18 protein-coding genes are annotated in these 18,393 nt (G+C 63.8%); 9 read left to right on the top strand and 9 right to left on the bottom strand.

Annotated features, from left to right (window positions below; translation table 11 throughout):
* Nucleotides 1–16 precede the first annotated feature (16 nt).
* From nusB to nrdR, 6 genes are all read right to left on the bottom strand, one after another.
* Nucleotides 17–517: a transcription antitermination factor NusB gene (nusB, locus tag AC3A5O_RS17475; protein ID WP_047229742.1), complete on the bottom strand. Its 501-nt coding sequence runs from the start codon at nucleotides 515–517 to the stop codon at nucleotides 17–19.
* Nucleotides 514–990, bottom strand: coding sequence for a 6,7-dimethyl-8-ribityllumazine synthase (gene ribH / locus AC3A5O_RS17470; protein WP_003206025.1), 477 nt, complete (start codon nucleotides 988–990; stop codon nucleotides 514–516). The genes nusB and ribH overlap by 4 nt, the downstream gene beginning before the upstream one ends.
* A 255-nt stretch (nucleotides 991–1,245) precedes the next feature.
* Complete coding sequence (ribBA, locus tag AC3A5O_RS17465) at nucleotides 1,246–2,337, bottom strand: bifunctional 3,4-dihydroxy-2-butanone-4-phosphate synthase/GTP cyclohydrolase II (protein ID WP_122566176.1); 1,092 nt, start codon at nucleotides 2,335–2,337, stop codon at nucleotides 1,246–1,248.
* 16 nt (nucleotides 2,338–2,353) lie between these two features.
* The gene (locus AC3A5O_RS17460; RefSeq protein ID WP_122566175.1) at nucleotides 2,354–3,028 is read right to left on the bottom strand and encodes a riboflavin synthase; all 675 of its coding nucleotides are present in this window, start codon (nucleotides 3,026–3,028) and stop codon (nucleotides 2,354–2,356) included.
* Between the two features lie 46 nt (nucleotides 3,029–3,074).
* Nucleotides 3,075–4,208, bottom strand: coding sequence for a bifunctional diaminohydroxyphosphoribosylaminopyrimidine deaminase/5-amino-6-(5-phosphoribosylamino)uracil reductase RibD (ribD, locus tag AC3A5O_RS17455; RefSeq protein WP_487753484.1), 1,134 nt, complete (start codon nucleotides 4,206–4,208; stop codon nucleotides 3,075–3,077).
* Nucleotides 4,205–4,669, bottom strand: coding sequence for a transcriptional regulator NrdR (gene nrdR / locus AC3A5O_RS17450; RefSeq protein ID WP_163006734.1), 465 nt, complete (start codon nucleotides 4,667–4,669; stop codon nucleotides 4,205–4,207). The genes ribD and nrdR overlap by 4 nt, the downstream gene beginning before the upstream one ends.
* 127 nt (nucleotides 4,670–4,796) lie before the next feature.
* Between nrdR and AC3A5O_RS17445 the strand changes: the two genes are divergently transcribed.
* From AC3A5O_RS17445 to trxA, 3 genes are all read left to right on the top strand, one after another.
* A complete protein-coding gene (locus tag AC3A5O_RS17445) occupies nucleotides 4,797–5,261 on the top strand; it encodes a YbaY family lipoprotein (RefSeq protein ID WP_305468646.1) in 465 nt (154 codons plus the stop codon).
* The gene (locus AC3A5O_RS17440) at nucleotides 5,258–5,911 is read left to right on the top strand and encodes a class I SAM-dependent methyltransferase (RefSeq protein ID WP_305491186.1); all 654 of its coding nucleotides are present in this window, start codon (nucleotides 5,258–5,260) and stop codon (nucleotides 5,909–5,911) included. Before AC3A5O_RS17445 ends, AC3A5O_RS17440 begins: the two co-directional genes overlap by 4 nt.
* A 201-nt stretch (nucleotides 5,912–6,112) precedes the next feature.
* Complete coding sequence (gene trxA, locus AC3A5O_RS17435) at nucleotides 6,113–6,985, top strand: thioredoxin (protein WP_122566172.1); 873 nt, start codon at nucleotides 6,113–6,115, stop codon at nucleotides 6,983–6,985.
* A 99-nt stretch (nucleotides 6,986–7,084) separates the two neighbouring features.
* Here the strand turns inward: trxA and AC3A5O_RS17430 are convergent, their stop codons facing one another.
* Nucleotides 7,085–7,435, bottom strand: a complete 351-nt coding sequence (locus AC3A5O_RS17430; protein WP_122566171.1) for a hypothetical protein — start codon at nucleotides 7,433–7,435, stop codon at nucleotides 7,085–7,087.
* A 120-nt stretch (nucleotides 7,436–7,555) separates the two neighbouring features.
* Here AC3A5O_RS17430 and AC3A5O_RS17425 point away from each other — a divergent pair, with 120 nt between their 5' ends.
* The 5 genes from AC3A5O_RS17425 (at nucleotide 7,556) to AC3A5O_RS17405 (ending at nucleotide 11,761) form a co-directional block, all read left to right on the top strand.
* The gene (locus tag AC3A5O_RS17425; protein WP_122566170.1) at nucleotides 7,556–8,131 is read left to right on the top strand and encodes a DUF2796 domain-containing protein; all 576 of its coding nucleotides are present in this window, start codon (nucleotides 7,556–7,558) and stop codon (nucleotides 8,129–8,131) included.
* Nucleotides 8,132–8,287: 156 nt separating this feature from the next.
* Nucleotides 8,288–8,998, top strand: coding sequence for an ABC transporter ATP-binding protein (locus AC3A5O_RS17420; RefSeq protein ID WP_122566169.1), 711 nt, complete (start codon nucleotides 8,288–8,290; stop codon nucleotides 8,996–8,998).
* 1 nt (nucleotide 8,999) lies between these two features.
* Nucleotides 9,000–10,265 carry an ABC transporter permease gene (locus AC3A5O_RS17415; protein WP_053125828.1) on the top strand — a complete coding sequence of 422 codons (1,266 nt, stop codon included), beginning with the start codon at nucleotides 9,000–9,002 and terminating at the stop codon, nucleotides 10,263–10,265.
* Nucleotides 10,266–10,276: 11 nt separating this feature from the next.
* Nucleotides 10,277–10,795 (top strand): DUF3299 domain-containing protein, encoded by a 519-nt coding sequence (locus AC3A5O_RS17410; protein WP_305468648.1) that lies wholly within the window; start codon nucleotides 10,277–10,279, stop codon nucleotides 10,793–10,795.
* Nucleotides 10,796–11,062: 267 nt separating this feature from the next.
* On the top strand, nucleotides 11,063–11,761 hold the full coding sequence (locus AC3A5O_RS17405) for an OmpW/AlkL family protein (protein WP_122566167.1): 699 nt from the start codon (nucleotides 11,063–11,065) through the stop codon (nucleotides 11,759–11,761).
* A 136-nt stretch (nucleotides 11,762–11,897) separates the two neighbouring features.
* Here the strand turns inward: AC3A5O_RS17405 and AC3A5O_RS17400 are convergent, their stop codons facing one another.
* Nucleotides 11,898–12,827 carry an NAD-dependent epimerase/dehydratase family protein gene (locus AC3A5O_RS17400; protein ID WP_122566166.1) on the bottom strand — a complete coding sequence of 310 codons (930 nt, stop codon included), beginning with the start codon at nucleotides 12,825–12,827 and terminating at the stop codon, nucleotides 11,898–11,900.
* A complete protein-coding gene (locus AC3A5O_RS17395) occupies nucleotides 12,820–13,704 on the bottom strand; it encodes a sugar nucleotide-binding protein (RefSeq protein WP_122566165.1) in 885 nt (294 codons plus the stop codon). Before AC3A5O_RS17395 ends, AC3A5O_RS17400 begins: the two co-directional genes overlap by 8 nt.
* 292 nt (nucleotides 13,705–13,996) lie before the next feature.
* On the opposite strand from AC3A5O_RS17395, the gene AC3A5O_RS17390 reads away from it, so the two are divergent.
* The gene (locus AC3A5O_RS17390) at nucleotides 13,997–18,310 is read left to right on the top strand and encodes an Lhr family helicase (RefSeq protein WP_487753483.1); all 4,314 of its coding nucleotides are present in this window, start codon (nucleotides 13,997–13,999) and stop codon (nucleotides 18,308–18,310) included.
* The last annotated feature ends 83 nt before the right edge of the window (nucleotides 18,311–18,393 follow it).

The following is an 18,393-nucleotide window of genomic DNA, read 5'->3' as shown; positions in this document are numbered from 1 at the left end:
GGATATCAAGCGCTGACTAGCGCTTGAACGCCTTCACTTCAGCTTCACGCAAACGTGGGGCCAGCTTGTCGAGCACGCCGTTGACGAACTTGTGGCCATCGGTGGAACCAAAGACTTTTGCCAGTTCGATCCCTTCGTTGATCACCACACGGTACGGGACGTCGACGCGCTGCATCAGTTCCCAGGTGGACAGGCGCAACACCGCCAGTTCAACCGGGTCCAGCTCTTCGATGGTCAGGTCCAGGCAAGGGGCCAGGGCGATGTCGATCTCGGTCTTGTGGGCCGGCACGCCGTGGAGGATCTCGCGGAAATAAGCCCCGTCGACATCACTGAAATCGTTATCGACCCGAAACTGCGCTTCGATCTCGTTCAGCGATTGCTTGGCCATGTGCCATTGATACAGCGCCTGGGTCGCGAGCTGACGGGCTTCGCGACGCTTGACGCTTTTCGATGGCTTGCCGGCGTCTGCAGGCTTTGGATCGCGCGGGTTGAAACGATCGCTTTCGTCGCTAATCACTTGGCCTCCAACTGCGCCAGCAGGCTGACCATTTCCAGGGCGGACAGGGCAGCTTCGGCGCCTTTGTTACCGGCCTTGGTGCCGGAACGTTCGATGGCTTGCTCGATGGAATCAACGGTCAGCACGCCGAAAGCGACCGGCACGCCGAACTCCATGGACACCTGGGCCAGGCCCTTGGTGCATTCGCCAGCCACGTATTCGAAGTGCGGAGTACCGCCACGAATGACCGCGCCCAGGGCGATGATCGCCGCATATTCGCCCTTTTGAGCGACTTTCTGCGCAACCAGCGGAATTTCGAAGGCGCCAGGGGCGCGGATGATGGTGATGTCGCTTTCGCTCACGCCATGGCGAACCAGGGCATCGACCGCACCGCCAACCAGGCTCTCGACCACGAAACTGTTGAAACGGCCCACTACCAGAGCGTAGCGGCCTTTGGGGGCGATGAAGGTACCTTCGATGGTCTTCAGGGTCATTCGTCAGATCTCTTAAAGAGCCAGAGCGCGTTCTATACGCGCCCCTTCAGTGATATTAGCCACGAATACAGAGCTGTGGATCCCGCTATCTCGTTCACTTGCACATCTTCTGTGGCGAGGGGATTCATCCCCGCTGGACTGCGTAGCAGTCCCAAAAAAGAGGGGCCGCTGCGCAGCCCAGCGGGGATAAATCCCCTCGCCACAAATAGATCTAACAAGCCTCAAGTGAACAATAATGCCGGAATCCGCGGGCCATTATTCGGAGGGCACGTATTCTACAACTTCCAGATCGAAACCGGATATCGCATTAAATTTCATCGGTGCGCTCATCAGGCGCATTTTGCGCACGCCCAGGTCACGCAGGATCTGCGAACCGGCACCGACGATGCTGTAGGTGGTCGGTTTTTTTACCGCTGCCTGGTCGGCGGTTTCGCGGATGTGCGCCAGCAGCACGTCGCCATCGAGCGGGTGGCCGAGCAGCAACACCACGCCGCTGCCGGCCTCGGCCACAGCGGCCATGGCGGCCCGCAGGCTCCAGCGGCCGGGTTGCTTGACCATCAGCAGGTCGCGCAGCGGGTCCATGTTGTGCACGCGCACCAGGGTCGGTTCGTCGGCGCACACGGTGCCCAGGGTCAGCGCCATGTGCACGTCGCCTTCCACCGAGTCGCGGTAGGTCACCAGGTTGAACTGGCCCAGTTCGCTGTCCAGCGGCTGTTCGGCAATCCGCTGAACGGTACGTTCGTGGATCATCCGGTAGTGAATCAGGTCGGCAATGGTGCCGATCTTGATGTTGTGTTCGGCGGCGAAGTTTTCCAGTTCTGCGCGACGGGACATGGTGCCGTCGTCGTTCATCACTTCACAGATCACGCCGCTGGGTTCGAAACCGGCCATGCGCGCCAGGTCGCAGGCCGCTTCGGTGTGACCGGCGCGGGCCAGGGTGCCGCCGGCCTGGGCCATCAGCGGGAAGATATGGCCGGGGCTGACAATGTCTTCGGCCTTGGCGTCTTTCGCCGCGGCGGCTTGCACGGTGCGCGCGCGGTCAGCGGCGGAGATACCGGTGGTCACGCCCTCGGCAGCCTCGATGGACACGGTGAACTTGGTGCCGAAACCGGAGCCGTTGCGCGGAGCCATCAGCGGCAACTTCAGCAGCTCGCAGCGCTCGCGGGTCATCGGCATGCAGATCAGCCCACGGGCGTGCTTGGCCATGAAGTTGATGTGTTCGGCCTTGCAGCACTCGGCGGCCATGATCAGGTCGCCTTCGTTCTCGCGGTCTTCGTCATCCATGAGGATGACCATCTTGCCTTGGCGGATGTCTTCGACCAGTTCTTCGATGCTATTGAGCGCCACGCGGCACCCCCTTGGGTCAGGATTTGAGGTAGCCGTTGGCGGCCAGAAAACTTTCAGTGATGTTACCCGGCTTTTGTGGGGAGCCAGACTCTGCGGCCTTGTCGCCCAAAAGCAGGCGCTCCAGGTAACGGGCCAGCAAGTCGACTTCCAGGTTGACCCGGCGACCAGGCCGGTACGAAGCCATGATGGTTTCGCTCAACGTGTGGGGAATGATCGTCAGCAGGAATTCGGCGCCATCCACCGCGTTGACCGTCAGACTGGTGCCATCGACGGTGATCGAGCCTTTATGGGCGATGTACTTGGCCAGTTCCTTCGGAGCGCGGATGCGAAACTCCACGGCCCGGGCGTTATCCGTGCGCGAAACCACTTCACCGACGCCGTCCACATGTCCACTGACCAGGTGCCCGCCCAGGCGAGTAGTGGGGGTCAGGGCTTTTTCCAGGTTGACCGGGCTGCCGCTCTTGAGGTCGTTCATGGCCGTGCAGTCGAGGGTTTCGCGGCTGACGTCCGCCAGGAAGCCGTTGCCCGGCAGTTCAACGGCGGTCAGGCAGACGCCGTTTACCGCGATGCTGTCGCCCAACTTGACGTCGCTCAGGTCGAGCTTGCCGGTTTCGACGTAGACCCGTACATCGCCGCCCTTAGGGGTGAGTGCACGGATGCTGCCGATGGATTCGATGATGCCGGTAAACATGGAGTCCTCCTCGAGAACAGGCCGTCGCGTGAGCGAAAGCCGGGAATTATACGCTGGCCGGTGGAACGGGAACGGCGATGACTCGCCAGTCATCGCCCACGGCGCGGATTTCAGTGATTTTCAGCGCTGGGGCGTCTTTCATCTGCGCCAGCGGCCAATCCAGCAGCGGTCGCGCCGTAGATCCGAGAAACTTGCCGGCGATGAAAATCTGGAACTCGTCCACCAGACCCTGCCGGGCAAATGCCCCCGCCAGGCGCGGACCGGCCTCCACCAGCACCTCGTTGACGCCCCGCCCCGCCAGCTCCACCAGCAGCCGATGCAGATCGACCTGGCCGTCATCGCCCGCCACGATCATGCATTCGGGACCGTTGGCGTATTGTTCCTCTACCGCCATGCAGGTAGCGACCAGCGCCGGGCCGGCCTTGAAAAACGCCGCATCCAGCGGCACCCGCAGGCGCCCGTCCACCAGCACCCGCAGCGGCGGACGGCTCATGACCAACGCGGTCTGCTCGGCATCGAGTCCCAGCTCATCGGCGCGCACGGTCAGCCGGGCGTTATCCGCCAGCACCGTGTCAGCGCCGGTCAGCACCACGCTGGCCTGGGCCCGCAGGCGTTGCACCGCCGAGCGTGCGGCCGGGCCGGTGATCCATTGGCTTTCGCCACTTTCCATGGCGGTGCGACCATCCAGGCTCATGGCGAGCTTGACCCGCACGAACGGCAGGCCGTGCTCCATGCGTTTGAGGAAGCCCTGATTGAGCTGGCGCGCCTCGCCTTCCAATACGCCGCTTTCAGTGGCAATACCAGCCTGGGCCAGCCGTTGCAGCCCCCGACCGGCGACTTCCGGGTTCGGGTCCTGCATCGCCGCCACCACCCGCGCCACGCCGGCGTTGACCAACGCATCGGCACACGGCGGGGTACGCCCGTGATGGCTGCAAGGTTCGAGGGTCACGTAGGCCGTGGCACCCCGGGCGCTGTCGCCGGCGGCGCGCAGGGCATGGACTTCGGCATGGGGCTCGCCAGTGCGGATGTGCCAGCCTTCGCCGACAATCTGCCCGTCACGCACGATCACGCAGCCGACCCGGGGGTTGGGGTGGGTGGTGTAGTGACCGCGCCGCGCCAACTCCAGGGCGCGGGCCATGTAGTGGGCGTCGAGGACGGCCTGCTGCGCCGAGACGGTCATTGTTTCACCGGTTCGCGGGCCAGGCGGTCGATTTCTTCGCGGAACTCGTTCAGGTCCTGGAAGCGCCGGTACACCGAGGCGAAACGGATGTAGGCGACTTCATCGAGCTTCTGCAGCTCGGCCATCACCAGCTCACCGACCACCAAGGATTTGACCTCGCGCTCGCCGGTCGCCCGCAGCTTGTGCTTGATGTGCACCAGCGCCGCTTCCAGGCGCTCGACGCTCACCGGGCGTTTTTCCAAGGCGCGCTGCATGCCGGCGCGCAGTTTTTCTTCGTCGAACGGCTGGCGGCTGCCGTCGGTTTTGATCAGGCGCGGCAACACCAGTTCAGCGGTCTCGAACGTCGTGAAACGTTCGCCGCAAGCCAGGCATTCGCGGCGGCGGCGGACTTGTTCGCCCTCGGCGACCAGTCGCGAGTCGATGACCTTGGTGTCGTTGGCACCGCAGAAGGGACAGTGCATGGTGGCAGGCAACAAAAAAAGGGAGGGCCATGGTAGCGCATCCCACTGGCAAGACAAGCCATAGGGTTTACGGTATACAGACGGGCTTACCGTCAGATCCATGGAATTCACCTTGCTGGAGCCACACATGCCGCTACGATCGCTCGTTTTGCTCAGTTTTTTCAGCCTGCTGATGGCGTGCAGCAGCGATGCCCCCAAGCCCGCCGCTCCCGCCCCGGCCCCCGCGCCGAAACAGGCCCAGGAAAAGGCCCGGCAAGCCACCGAACTGGGGCCGCTGCCGGCGCATCAGCGCGAGTTGAGCGGCACCCTACAAGGCGTACCGGCCGGCGCTGAGGTGGAACTGGCGCTGTTGGTGATCGATGACAAGGACCGTCCACAGCAACTGCTGGCCAGCTCCAGCCTGATCGGCACCAACCAGGCCCTGCCCTTCCGCTTGCGCTTCAACCCGCAAGCCTTCCCGGTCGGCGCCCGCGTGGAACTGCGTGGCCGCGCCAGCCAGTCCGGCCAGTTGATCTTGCACTTGCCGGAGCAACGCATCAGCCAACCGACCACCCAGGCATTGGGCACCCTGCAATTCGTCAAAGCGCCATGAGTGCACCGCAGGACCTGCAACGCGCATTGGGTGAGTTGCTGGGCGACGCACGCCTGGTGGTTTGTCCGCTACCCGGCACCGACTTGAAGTTGTGGCTGATCGACGGCGACAACATGGACCGCGCCTTCAGCCCGGAAGAAACCCGGCGCATTCTCCACGAGCCGCCCTATTGGAGTTTCTGCTGGGCCAGCGGCCTGGCAATGGCCCGCCATCTGGCCGAACAGCCACAGTGGGTCGAAGGCAAGCGGGTACTGGATTTCGGCGCCGGCTCCGGCGTGGCGGGCATCGCGGCGGTCAAGGCCGGGGCGCTGGAAGTGGTGGCCTGCGACCTCGACCCACTGGCGATTGCCGCGTGCCAGGCCAATGCCGCGCTCAATGGCGTGGAGCTGGGTTATTCGACGGACTTTTTTGCCGAGGCTGATCGTTTCGACCTGATCCTGGTCGCCGATGTGCTCTACGATCGGGCCAACCTGCCGCTGCTCGACCAGTTTCTCAGCCGTGGTCGCGAGGCGTTGGTGGCCGATTCCCGGGTGCGGGATTTCCAGCATCCGCTGTACCGGCGCATCGAAATGCTTGAAGCCATGACGTTGCCGGACTTGGCTGAGCCGGAGGAGTTTCGGCATGTAAGCCTGTACCACGCGCGGCGTTAGCCTCAAGAGCATCGCGAGCAAGCTCGCTCCCACAGGGTTTCATGGTGTTCCCATATTTTGCGCAGGACACCGCCCTCTGTGGGAGCGAGCTTGCTCGCGATGAGGCCTTTTCAATCAATACACCTCTCACGGCCTCCCGGCTTTCAGCCACCCCCACCAAGCCGTATAGTTGCCCCATTCAAGCGCTCTACGAGATTGCCCATGACTCAGGAAACGCCCTACATCTTCGACGCCACCACCGCTGATTTCGACCAGTCGGTGATCGCCAACTCTTTCCACAAACCGGTGCTGGTGGATTTCTGGGCCGAATGGTGTGCGCCGTGCAAGGCACTGATGCCAATGCTGCAAACCATTGCCGAGAGCTATCAGGGTGAATTGCTGCTGGCCAAGGTCAACTGCGACATCGAGCAAGACATTGTCGCCCGCTTCGGCATTCGCAGCCTGCCGACGGTGGTGTTGTTCAAGGACGGCCAGCCCGTTGACGGCTTTGCCGGTGCCCAGCCGGAATCGGCGGTGCGGGCGATGCTCGAGCCCCATGTGCAGATGCCGCCACCGGCTGCGGCCGATCCGTTCGAACAGGCCCAGGCGCTGTTCGACGACGGTCGTTTCGCCGACGCCGAAGCCGTGCTCACGGTATTGCTGGGTGAAGACAACACCAACGCCAAGGCCCTGATCCTGTATGCCCGCTGCCTGACCGAGCGCGGCGAGCTGGATGAAGCGCAGACCGTGCTCGACGCAGTGAAAAGCGACGAACACAAGGCCGCCCTCGCCGGCGCCAAGGCGCAGATCCAGTTCCTCGGTCTGGCCAAGCACCTGCCGGACGCCGCCGACCTCAAGGCGCGCTTGGCAAAAGACCCGCAAGACGATGAAGCGGTGTACCAATTGGCGATCCAGCAACTGGCGCGCCAGCAGTACGAAGCGGCCCTCGACGCGCTGCTCAAGCTGTTCGTGCGTAACCGCAGCTACAGCGAAGGCCTGCCCCACAAGACCTTGTTGCAGGTTTTCGAACTGCTGGGCAACGACCATCCGCTGGTGACAACCTACCGTCGCAAGCTGTTCGCGGCGTTGTATTGATTCCCCTGTAGGAGCTGCCGAAGGCTACGATCTTTTGATCTTTCGCTTGAGATTCAAGCGTCAGGGTAAAGATCGCAGCCTCGCTTCGCTCGACAGCTCCTACGCGGTTTCGTGCCAGCTATAGAGCGGTGTGTCGCCGCCACTGATGACTTTTACATCCGGGCTATGACGCAAGCGCACCAACAGGCGCTTGCCCGCCGAGGCGCTGCCGGTCAGGCCTTCGAGCTGTTCCAGCAAGTCTGGGCCGCTCAGTTGCCCGGCCTTGCGCAGCAGTTCCTTGGCGATCTGCCATTGGGCATCGTCCGGGTTAACCGGTTTGGCCGCCGGTGCCGTCGTGCCTTCGGATTTGGCCACTTGCAGCTGCGCGCCGAGCTGCGCCCAGTCGCCCTCATCCATTTCGATCGTCAAGTCCACCGGCCATTCGCCGACGGTTCCGCGTATCCGCAACATCACCGTGCTCCTGAATATTTCATGTACCCATGCTCCCATGGCCCTTGCGCGACGCCAAGCAGACGGTCAAACTCTCCGCACTTTCGTTATAAGATTACATAACTTTTTCGGAGACTCGTCATGCGTCGTCTGCTTCTCGCTTTGCCGTTCGCCCTGCTGCCATTGGTTGTCGCTCAAGCGGCGGTCGAACACGATCATGACCATGAGCACAGCAGCCTTGGGGCCCACGAACACGGTGTCGCCCGCCTCAACGCCTCACTAGACGGCGAGATCCTGGAGTTGGAACTGGAAAGTCCGGCGATGAACCTCGTGGGCTTCGAACACGCCGCTACCAGTGACGCCGACAAAGCCAAGGTGGCCGCTGTCCGGGCGAAGTTGGAGAAGCCAGCGGCGCTGATCAATCTGGCCGATGCCAAGTGCACCCTGGAGCAGCAGGAACTGGAAAGCCCGCTGTTCGGCGACGAACCGGACCACGAAGAGCATGCCGATGATGATGGCGACGAGCACCACGAACACAGCGAAATCCACGCCCACTACCAATTCCGTTGCGTCGCGCCTGGCTCCTTGACCCATCTGGACCTGGCGCCACTGTTCAAGATCTTCCCGGCCACCCAGAAAATCCTGGTGCAACTGATCGGCCCGAGCGGCCAGCAGGGCGGGGAAGTGACGGCCAAGGCGCCAACCCTGAAATTCTGATTCACCGCAAAACCCATGTAGGGGCGAGCCTGGTGGGAGCAAAGCTTGCTCGCGATAGCGGTCCTACAGTCAACATCCAAGTTGAATGTGATGGCCTCATCGCGAGCAAGCTCAGCTCCCACAGGTCCCCCGCAGGTTCCACTTTGAAGCGCAAACATGACCCAAGCACTCATCGAACTCTCCGACCTCGGCTTCAGTTGGCCCGGACATCCGCCTTTGCTGGATATCCCGGCGTTTCGCCTGGAAGCGGGTGAAACCTTGTTCCTCAAGGGCCCGAGCGGCAGCGGCAAGACCACACTGCTGGGGCTGCTGGGCGGGGTGCAAACGGCGGATCGCGGCAGCATTCGCCTGCTCGGCCAAGAACTCAGCGAACTGGGCGCCGGCCGCCGCGACCGCTTTCGCGTGGACCATACCGGCTACATCTTTCAGCAGTTCAACCTGCTGCCGTTTCTCTCGGTACGCGAGAACGTCGAACTGCCCTGCCACTTTTCCAAACTGCGTGCGCAGCGGGCCACCCAGCGCCATGGCAGTGTCGACCAAGCCGCCGCCACGCTGCTGGCCCACCTGGGCTTGACCGATCCGAACCTGTTGGAGCGTCGCGCCGACTCGCTGTCCATCGGCCAGCAACAACGGGTCGCCGCCGCCCGGGCATTGATCGGCCAACCGGAACTGGTGATCGCCGACGAACCAACTTCGGCCCTGGATTACGACGCCCGGGAAAACTTCCTGCGGCTGTTGTTCGCTGAATGCCGCGAGGCCGGGTCGAGCCTGTTGTTCGTCAGCCACGACCAGAGCCTGGCGCCGCTGTTCGACCGCCACCTCTCGCTGGCCGATCTCAATCGCGCCGCCACGCCACTCGAGGTCTGAGATGTATTTGTTCCGTCTAGCCATGGCCAGCCTGGCGAACCGCCGCTTCACCGCGATCCTCACCGCATTCGCCATCGCCCTGTCGGTGTGCCTGCTGCTGGCGGTGGAACGGGTGCGCACCGAGGCGCGGGCGAGTTTCGCCAGCACCATCAGCGGCACCGACCTGATCGTCGGCGCCCGCTCCGGTTCGGTGAACCTGCTGCTGTATTCGGTGTTTCGCATCGGCAACGCCACCAACAACATCCGCTGGGACAGCTTCGAGCAGTTCGCCAATAACCCGAAAGTGAAGTGGGCGATCCCCATGTCCCTTGGCGATTCCCACCGCGGTTATCGGGTGATGGGCACCACCGAGGCCTACTTCGAGCACTACCAGTACGGCCGCCAGCAACACCTGGAACTGGCCGATGGCCGGGCGTTCGCCACCGATCCGTTCGAAGTGGTGCTCGGTGCCGAAGTCGCCGAGGCGCTGCACTACAAGTTGGGAGACAAACTGGTGCTGGCCCACGGCGTGGCGGCGATCAGCCTGGTCAAGCATGACGACAAGCCCTTCACCGTGGTCGGGATCCTCAAGCGCACCGGCACGCCGGTGGACCGCACGCTGCACATCAGCCTCGGCGGCATGGAGGCGATCCACATTGACTGGAAAAACGGCGTGCCAGCCCAGGGCAATGGGCGCATCAGTGCCGACCAGGCCCGCAACATGGACCTCACGCCCCAGGCGATCACCGCGTTCATGCTCGGCCTCAACAGCAAGATTTCGACCTTTGCCTTGCAACGCGAGATCAATGAGTTTCGTGGTGAGCCGCTGCTGGCGATCTTGCCGGGCGTAGCGCTACAGGAACTGTGGAGTTTAATGGGCACAGCGGAAAAAGCCCTGTTCGTGATTTCGCTGTTCGTGGTCCTGACCGGGTTGATCGGCATGCTCACGGCGATTCTCACCAGCCTCAACGAGCGTCGCCGGGAAATGGCGATCCTGCGTTCGGTGGGCGCGCGGCCGTGGCATATTGCGACGCTGCTGGTGCTCGAAGCCTTTGCCCTGGCGCTGGCCGGGGTCACCGCCGGGCTGGCGTTGCTGTACATCGGCATCGCCGCCGCCCAGGGTTACGTGCAGTCGGCCTACGGTTTGTACTTGCCGCTGGGCTGGCCGAGCGAATATGAATGGACGCTGCTGGCTGGCATCCTGGTCGCCGCCCTGCTGATGGGCAGCGTGCCGGCCTGGCGCGCCTATCGCCAATCGTTGGCCGACGGCCTGTCGATCCGTCTATGAGGACTTTGAAGATGCCCCGCGCCCTGCTCGCGCTGTTGATGATGGTCGCCCTGCCGCTGTGGGCGGCCGAGCCGAGGGACCTGGCCTGGTCGGAAATGATCCCGCCGGATGCACCGCCGGAAGTGCCGAACATGACGCCGCTGCACGACTTGTCGAAGATGAGCGACGCCCTGGCCGCCGAGTCCGCGCCGGCGGCCAAGCAGGACTTGCCCAATGCACCAGTGGTCAAGGAACTCGACGGCCAGAAGATTCGTTTGCCGGGCTACATCGTGCCGCTGGAAGTCAGCGAGGAAGGCCGCACCACCGACTTCTTGCTGGTGCCGTATTTCGGCGCCTGCATCCACGTGCCGCCACCGCCGTCGAACCAGATCGTGCATGTGAAAAGCGAAGTGGGGGTCAAGCTCGACGAGCTGTACCAACCGTATTGGGTCGAAGGACCGATGCAGGTCAAGCCGTCTACCAGTGAGCTGGCCGACGCCGGGTATCAGATGGAGGCCGAGAAGATTTATGTGTATGAGCTGCCGGAGTGAAGCTGGTGGCGATGTGTTGTTGGTGGGATAGCTATCGCGAGCAAGCTCGCTCCCACAAAGGAGCCGCGTCGGGCGCAAGACTTGTGTTCACAACAGATATCCTGTGGGAGCGAGCTTGCTCGCGATGGGGCCCTCAAGTGTTCTCATCAACGCTTTTATTGAGCTGAGTCAATTAAACACCCCCTGACTCATTGAGCTGTGTCAAAAGACCGGGCTAGACGGCTTCGTACCATAGGACATCACATTTCGATGCCCTCTGGAGCCCCCATGCACAAGTCCTTGCTCAGCGCTTCCCTCGTTGCCCTCGCCCTCGCTGCCCCGCTCGCCCAGGCCCATACGGCCGGCGACATCATCGTTCGCGCCGGTGCCATCACCGTCAACCCGGAAGCCGACAGTTCCAGCGTCAAGGTCGACCGTGGCCCGCTGGCCGGCGCCGACCTGGGTGGCAAGGCGACCATGAGCAGCGACACGCAACTGGGCCTGAACTTCGCTTACATGCTGACCAACAATTGGGGTATCGAACTGCTGGCGGCCTCGCCGTTCGAGCACGACGTGAAAATCAAAGGCACCGCCCTCGGCGCGGCCAATGGCAAGCTCGGCAGCCTCAAGCACCTGCCGCCGACCCTGAGCCTGGTCTACTACCCCCTCGATGCCAAATCGGCGTTCCAGCCTTATGTCGGCGCCGGCATCAACTACACCTGGATCTACGACGAACACGTCGGCAGCGAAGCCAGCGCCAATGGCTTCAGTAACTTCCGGGCGAAAAACAGCTGGGGCATGGCCTGGCAAGTCGGTGCCGACTACATGCTGACCGACAACATCATGATCAACGGCCAGATCCGCTACATCGACATCGACACCACCGCCTATGTGGACAATAACGCCGTGGCGGGCGGTACCCGGGCCAAGGTGAATGTCGATGTGGATCCGTTCATCTACATGGTGGGGTTGGGTTACAAGTTCTAAGCCGAACTTAAAAGCACGAACATCCCTGTGGGAGCGAGCTTGCTCGCGATGACGGCGGATCAGCCAGCAGTGATGTTGGCTGACCTACCGCTATCGCGAGCAAGCTCGCTCCCACAGGTTTGTGGCGACTGAAAACTCAGCGTCCCAACAAGCGCGCCAGCCCCACGCTCATCGGTGTTTGCTGTGGAAAACTGAAGCGTTGCAACAACCGATGGTTGTCGGCTCGGGAATGGCGGATGTCGCCGGAGCGCGCCGGGCCGTAGCTGATCGGCGGCAGGTCGCCTACCACGGCGGCCAGGGCCTCGAGCATCTGCTTGAGGGTCGTGGCCTGGTTCCAACCGACGTTCACCGCGCCCACTTCCACCTCGGGCTTCTCGATGGCCTGCACCAGCAAGTCCACCAAATCTTCGACATAAACAAAGTCCCGGGTCTGCTCGCCGTCGCCGAATACGGTGATCGGCAGGCCTTTCTGCGCCCGTTCGCTGAAGATGCTGATGACCCCGGAATATGGCGAGGACGGATCCTGGCGCGGGCCGTAGATGTTGAAAAAACGGAACACCACCGGCTCCAGGTCATGCTGGCGGCGATAGAAATCGAAGTAGAACTCGCTGGCCAGCTTGTCCGAAGCATAGGGCGTGAGCGGGGCCTTGGGGGTTTCTTCGTCGATGGACTGACCTTCGCCGTTGTTGCCGTAGACCGCCGCGCTGGAGGCGAACAGTACCCGTTTCACCCCGCTCTGGCGCATGGCTTCGCAGACATTCAGGGTGCCGATGAAATTGCTCTGGTGGGTGCGCACGGGGTCGTCCACCGAGGCTTGCACCGAAGCCACCGCCGCCAGGTGCGCCACAGCGCTGCAACCAGCCACGGCCCGGGCCACCAGGGCGGCATCGGCGACGTCGCCTTCGATCAGTTCGACCGCCGGGTTGTCCAGGGGCAGGTTGCTGCGCTTGCCGGTGGACAAGTCATCGAGGATGCGCACCGCATGCCCCTTGGCGAGCAAGGCGTCGGTCAGGTGCGAACCAATGAAACCCGCGCCGCCGGTGATTAAAACAGGGCCTTCAGCCATGGCGATAAAACCTATCCAGTAAGCCCGGGAGTGCTGCGCGCCAGGCGCGGGGCTTGATCCCGAAAGTGTGCAGAATTTTCTTGCAAGCCAGCACCGCGTGCTGCGGCTCTTCCGCGGCGTCCGGCCGTGCGGCGTGGGCCTGGGGCGTGGGCGACTCGATGGCCAGCGGATGCAAGGCGCGGGCTTCGGTGAGGATCGCCTGACCCAGCGCCAGCGGCGTGGTCGCCTCATGCCCGGCGTAATGATAGGTGCCCCACAGCGGCGCCGCGCAATCGAGTTGCTTGAGCACCGAGATGATCACCCGCGCGGCATCGTCCACGGGCGTCGGATTACCCCGGCGGTCGTCGGCCAGCAACAGCTCTTCGGGCTGCTCGGCCCGAGCCAGGAAGCGGCCGAGGATGCCATCGGCGCTGTCGTCCAGCAGCCAGCCGAAACGCAACAGCACATGTTGCGGGCAGGTGGCGCGCACGCTTTGTTCGATCCGCCACAGCGCCTGGCCACGCACACCCAAGGGCACGGGTTCGTCCTTCTCGCTGTAGGCCGTGGCACGGGAACCGTCGAATACCCGATAGCTGGACGGTTGCAGCAAGACGATGTTGTGATGCTGGCACAGCCCGGCCAGGCGCTCGACGGCACGCTCCTGGCTGGCCAGGCGCTGCTCGCTGACAGCCTCGGCCTGGAACCAGTCGAAGTAGTACGCCAGGTTGATCAAGGCGTCCGGACGGGTGTCGTCGAGCAGTTGCGTCAGGCTCGCGGCATCCCAGCCGTCTTCGGGCGGGCGGGGGGCAAGAAAACCGATGTCTTCTTCTGCACCGAGGCGAATCAGCGCCTGCCCAAGGGCATTTCCGCCGCCCAGTAACATAAGGCGCATTCGCATAAAGTCAGCAGGCCCAGTTTATTGGCACAAGAATTTGGTCGATAACGCCCGCAGGCGTTGTCGGAATCGTTGCATTTTGCGGGTTTAGTGCGCAACCGTCATCCGTAAAGTGCAGATCCAGCATTTGTGTGCGCCTTGAGGCCGCTATCGCGGGCAAGCTCGCTCCCACAGGGGATCTCCAGTGTGCATGCGCTCTCTGTGGGAGCGAGCTTGCTCGCGATGGGGCCCGAACAGGCAATAGAGATCCCGGACGGTACTTGCATCTTCCCCAAGTCACCCGCATAACTCCCCCATGAATCTGCCTCTCCCAGCCGACCACGCCATGGCAGGCTTTCACCCCGCCGTTCGCGCCTGGTTCAGCCAGACATTCCCGACGGTCACCGCCGCCCAGGCCCGGGCGTGGCCGCTGATCGGCCAGCGACGCTCGGTGCTGGTGGCGGCGCCCACCGGTTCGGGCAAGACCCTGACCGCGTTTCTCGCCGTGCTCGATGACCTGGTGCACCGCGGCCTGGAACAGGGCGGCCTGCCGGACCAGACCCTGGTGGTCTACGTCTCGCCGCTCAAGGCCCTGAGCAACGACATCCAGATCAACCTGCAGAATCCCCTGGCCGGCATCACCGAGCAGTTGCAAAAGATGGGCTTGCCGCCCTTGCCGATCACCACCGCCGTGCGCACTGGCGACACGCCGCAAAAAGACCGCTCGGCGATGCGCAAGACCGCGCCGCACATCCTGGTGACCACCCCCGAATCCCTCTACGTGCTGCTCGGTTCCGATTCCGGCCGGCAGATGCTCGCCAGCACCCGCACGGTGATCGTCGACGAAATCCACGCCATCGCCGCCAGCAAGCGCGGCAGCCACTTGGCCTTGAGCCTGGAGCGCCTGCAAGCCCTGTGCGCCGAACCGCTGATGCGCATCGGCCTGTCCGCCACGCAGAAGCCGATCGAAGCGGTGTCCCGCTTTCTCGTCGGCGAAGGACGCAGCTGTGAAATCGTCGACATCGGGCACGCTCGCCCTCGGGACTTGGACATCGAGGTGCCACCGGTGCCGTTGTCGGCGGTGATGGCCAATGACGTGTGGGAACTGGTCTACAACCGCCTCGCCGAGCTGGCCCGGGAACATCGCACCACCCTGGTGTTCGTCAACACGCGGCGCCTGGCCGAACGCCTCAGCCGCCATTTGAGCGAGCGCCTGGGCAAGGACGCCGTGGCCGCCCACCACGGCAGCCTGGCGAAAGAGTTTCGCCTCGACGCCGAACAACGCCTCAAACGCGGCGAACTGCAGGTGTTGATCGCCACCGCCTCCCTGGAGCTGGGCATTGATATCGGCGATGTCGACCTGGTCTGCCAGATTGCCTCACCCCGTTCGATCTCGGCATTCCTGCAAAGAGTTGGACGCTCCGGCCACCAGGTCGGCGGCACGCCCAAGGGACGTCTGTTCGCCACCACCCGCGACGACTTGATCGAATGCGCCGCCCTGCTCGACTGCGTACGCCGTGGCGAGCTGGACATTTTGCACATCCCCAAGGCGCCGCTGGATGTGCTGGCCCAACAGATCGTCGCCGAAGTCAGTTGCCAGGAATGGCCGGAACAAGCGCTGCTAGAAACCTTCCGTCGCGCCTCGCCCTACGCGGCGCTGGACGAAGGGCATTACCAGGCGCTGTTGCAGATGCTCGCCGAAGGCCTCAACGGTCGCCAGGGCGTGCGCAGCGCCTACCTGCACCGCGACGCCGTGACCCGGACCCTGCGTGGGCGTCGGGGCAGCAAACTGACAGCAGTGACCAGCGGCGGCACCATTCCGGACAACGCCGACTACAGCGTGCTGCTCGAACCCCAGGGCTTGAACATCGGCAGCGTCAACGAAGACTTCGCGGTGGAGAGCATTGCCGGCGATGTGTTCCAACTGGGCAATACGTCTTACCGCATCATCCGCGTCGAGACCGGCCGCGTGCGGGTAGAAGACGCCCAGGGCCAACCGCCGACCATCCCGTTCTGGCTCGGCGAAGCCCCGGGGCGCAGCGACGAATTGTCTTGGGCCGTGGCACGCCTGCAAGCCCAGCTCGATCAGCTGCTCGGCGCCACGCCGGGCAACCTGCAACCGGCCCTCGACTGGCTGACTGGCACCTTGCGCCTGAACCTCGCCAGCGCCGAACAACTGGTCGACTACCTGGCCCCGGCGCGCCAGGCCTTCGGCGCCCTGCCGTCCCAGGACACGCTGTTGATGGAGCGGTTTTTCGACGAGTCCGGCGGCACCCAACTGATCATCCATACGCCGTTCGGCAGCCGCATCAACCGCGCCTGGGGCCTGGCCTTGCGCAAGCGCTTCTGCCGCACCTTCAACTTCGAATTGCAGGCCGCCGCCAGCGAAGACGCCATCGTGCTCTCGCTGTCCACCAGCCACAGTTTCGAACTGGACGAGGTCTGGCGCTACCTCAACAGCCACAGCGCCGAACAGATCCTGGTCCAGGCGGTGCTGGATTCGCCGCTGTTCGGCGTGCGCTGGCGCTGGAACGCTGGCGTGGCCCTGGCCTTGCCGCGCTACACCGGCGGGCGCAAAGTCGCCCCGCAGATCCAGCGGATGAAAAGCGAAGACCTGATCGCCAGCGTGTTCCCGGACCAGATCGCCTGCCTGGAAAACCTGGCCGGCGAGCGGGAGATCCCCGATCACCCGCTGGTGGAACAGACCCTCGACGATTGCCTGCACGAAGCCATGGACAGCGAAGGTTGGCTGACGCTGTTGCGGCGCATGGAAGCGGGGGAGATTCACCTGATCAGCCGCGACCTGCCGGCGCCCTCGCCCCTGGCAGCGGAAATTCTCAGCGCCCGTCCCTACACCTTTCTCGACGACGCGCCGCTGGAAGAACGGCGGACCCAGGCGGTGATCAACCGGCGCTGGAGCGATCCACAGGCCACCGACGACCTTGGCGCGCTGGACGCCGAAGCCATCCAGTCGGTCCGGGATGAGGCCTGGCCGACGCCGGCCAATCTCGATGAGATGCACGAAGCCTTGATGAGCCTGGCCTGCATCGCCGACAGCGAAGCCTGCGCCCACGCATCGTGGCCGGATTGGTTGCAGGCCCTGGCCGCGAGTGGTCGCGCCAGCCATATGCAGATCAGCGCCGAGCGCGGTCTGTGGGTGCCGCTGGAACGCCTGACCTGTCTGCAAGCCCTTTATCCACAGGCTCCCTGGCAACCGGCGCTGGCCCCACTGGCCGGTTTCGATGAAGCCTGGGACAGCGACGAAGCGTTGGTGGAAATACTTCGGGCCCGGCTCAGTGCCTTTGGCCCGCTGCCATTGAAGGCCATCGCCTACCCGCTGGGGTTGTCGACGCCGCAGGTCACCCAGGCCCTGGCGCAACTCGAACAGCAAGGCTACGTGCTGCGTGGGCGCTTCACGCCGGGCACCGGGCAGGAGGAATGGTGCGAGCGGCATTTGCTGGCGCGGATCCATCGCTACACGGTCAAGCGCCTGCGCCGGGAAATCGAGCCGGTGATGTTGCAGGACTTCATGCGGTTCCTGTTCGACTGGCAGCACCTGTCGTCGTCGACCCAGGGCCGGGGCAATGCCGTGCTGCCGTCGATCCTCGGCCAGTTCGAGGGCTACCCGGCCGCCGCGTCAGCCTGGGACAGCGACCTGCTGCCCGGGCGGATCAAGGACTATTCGCCCAACTGGCTCGACGAGCTGTGCCGCAGCGGCAAGTGGGTATGGACGCGCCTGAGCGCGCGCCAGAAACCTTCCGCCAGCGCCCTGCGCAGTACGCCGGTGGTGCTGCTGCCGCGCAACCAGGTGGCGTTGTGGAGCAGTCTGGCCGGGCAAACGGCCGTGGATGAACTGTCACCCAAGACGAAAAAAGTCCATCAGGCCCTCAGCGAACACGGCGCACTGTTTTTCGACGAGCTGGCCCACGAAGCCCATCTGCTGCGTAGCGAACTGGAAATCGCCTTGCAGGAACTGGTGGGCGCCGGATTGGTGAATGCCGACAGCTTTGCCGGCTTGCGCGCGCTGATCACCCCGGCCAGCAAACGCCAGGCCCACAGCAGCCGACGCGGGCGCGGCGCGTTTGTCGGCGGGATGGACGACGCCGGGCGCTGGGCCTTGTTGCGCCGCAGCCAACCCGCCCCCGTGGAAGGCAATCGACCCACACCCACCGCGCCGGAAACCCTGGAACACATCGCCATGACCCTGCTGCGCCGTTACGGCGTGGTGTTCTGGCGTTTGCTGGAGCGGGAGGCGGATTGGTTGCCGAGTTGGCGCGAGCTATTGCGCACCTTTCATCGCCTGGAGGCGCGGGGCGAGATTCGCGGCGGGCGTTTTGTCAGCGGCCTGGCGGGCGAACAATTCGCCCTGCCCGAAGCCATCCCGCTGCTGCGCGAAACCCGCCGCCGCCCCACCGACGGCAGCCTGGTGGCAGTGTGCGGGGTCGACCCACTGAACCTGGCCGGCACCTTGCTGCCGGGGGCGAAAGTGCCGGCGCTGGCGAGTAATCGGCTGGTGTATCGGGATGGGGTGCCGGTGGCGGCGCAGATTGCCGGCAAGCAGCATCTGTGGGTGGAGTTGGATGCTCAAGGGATGGCTGAAGTTAAGAGCAAGCTCATTCAGAGAGGTTGAGGGTGTCTAGGCGGGCCTCATCGCGAGCAAGCTCGCTCCCACAGGGGTTGTTCATTCACCACAAACCTACTGTGGGAGCGAGC

This window comes from Pseudomonas sp. Soil_N_39 (assembly GCF_057655955.1).
Note: the sequence above shows the minus strand (reverse complement) of the source record. Positions and strands in the feature narration are given on the sequence as shown.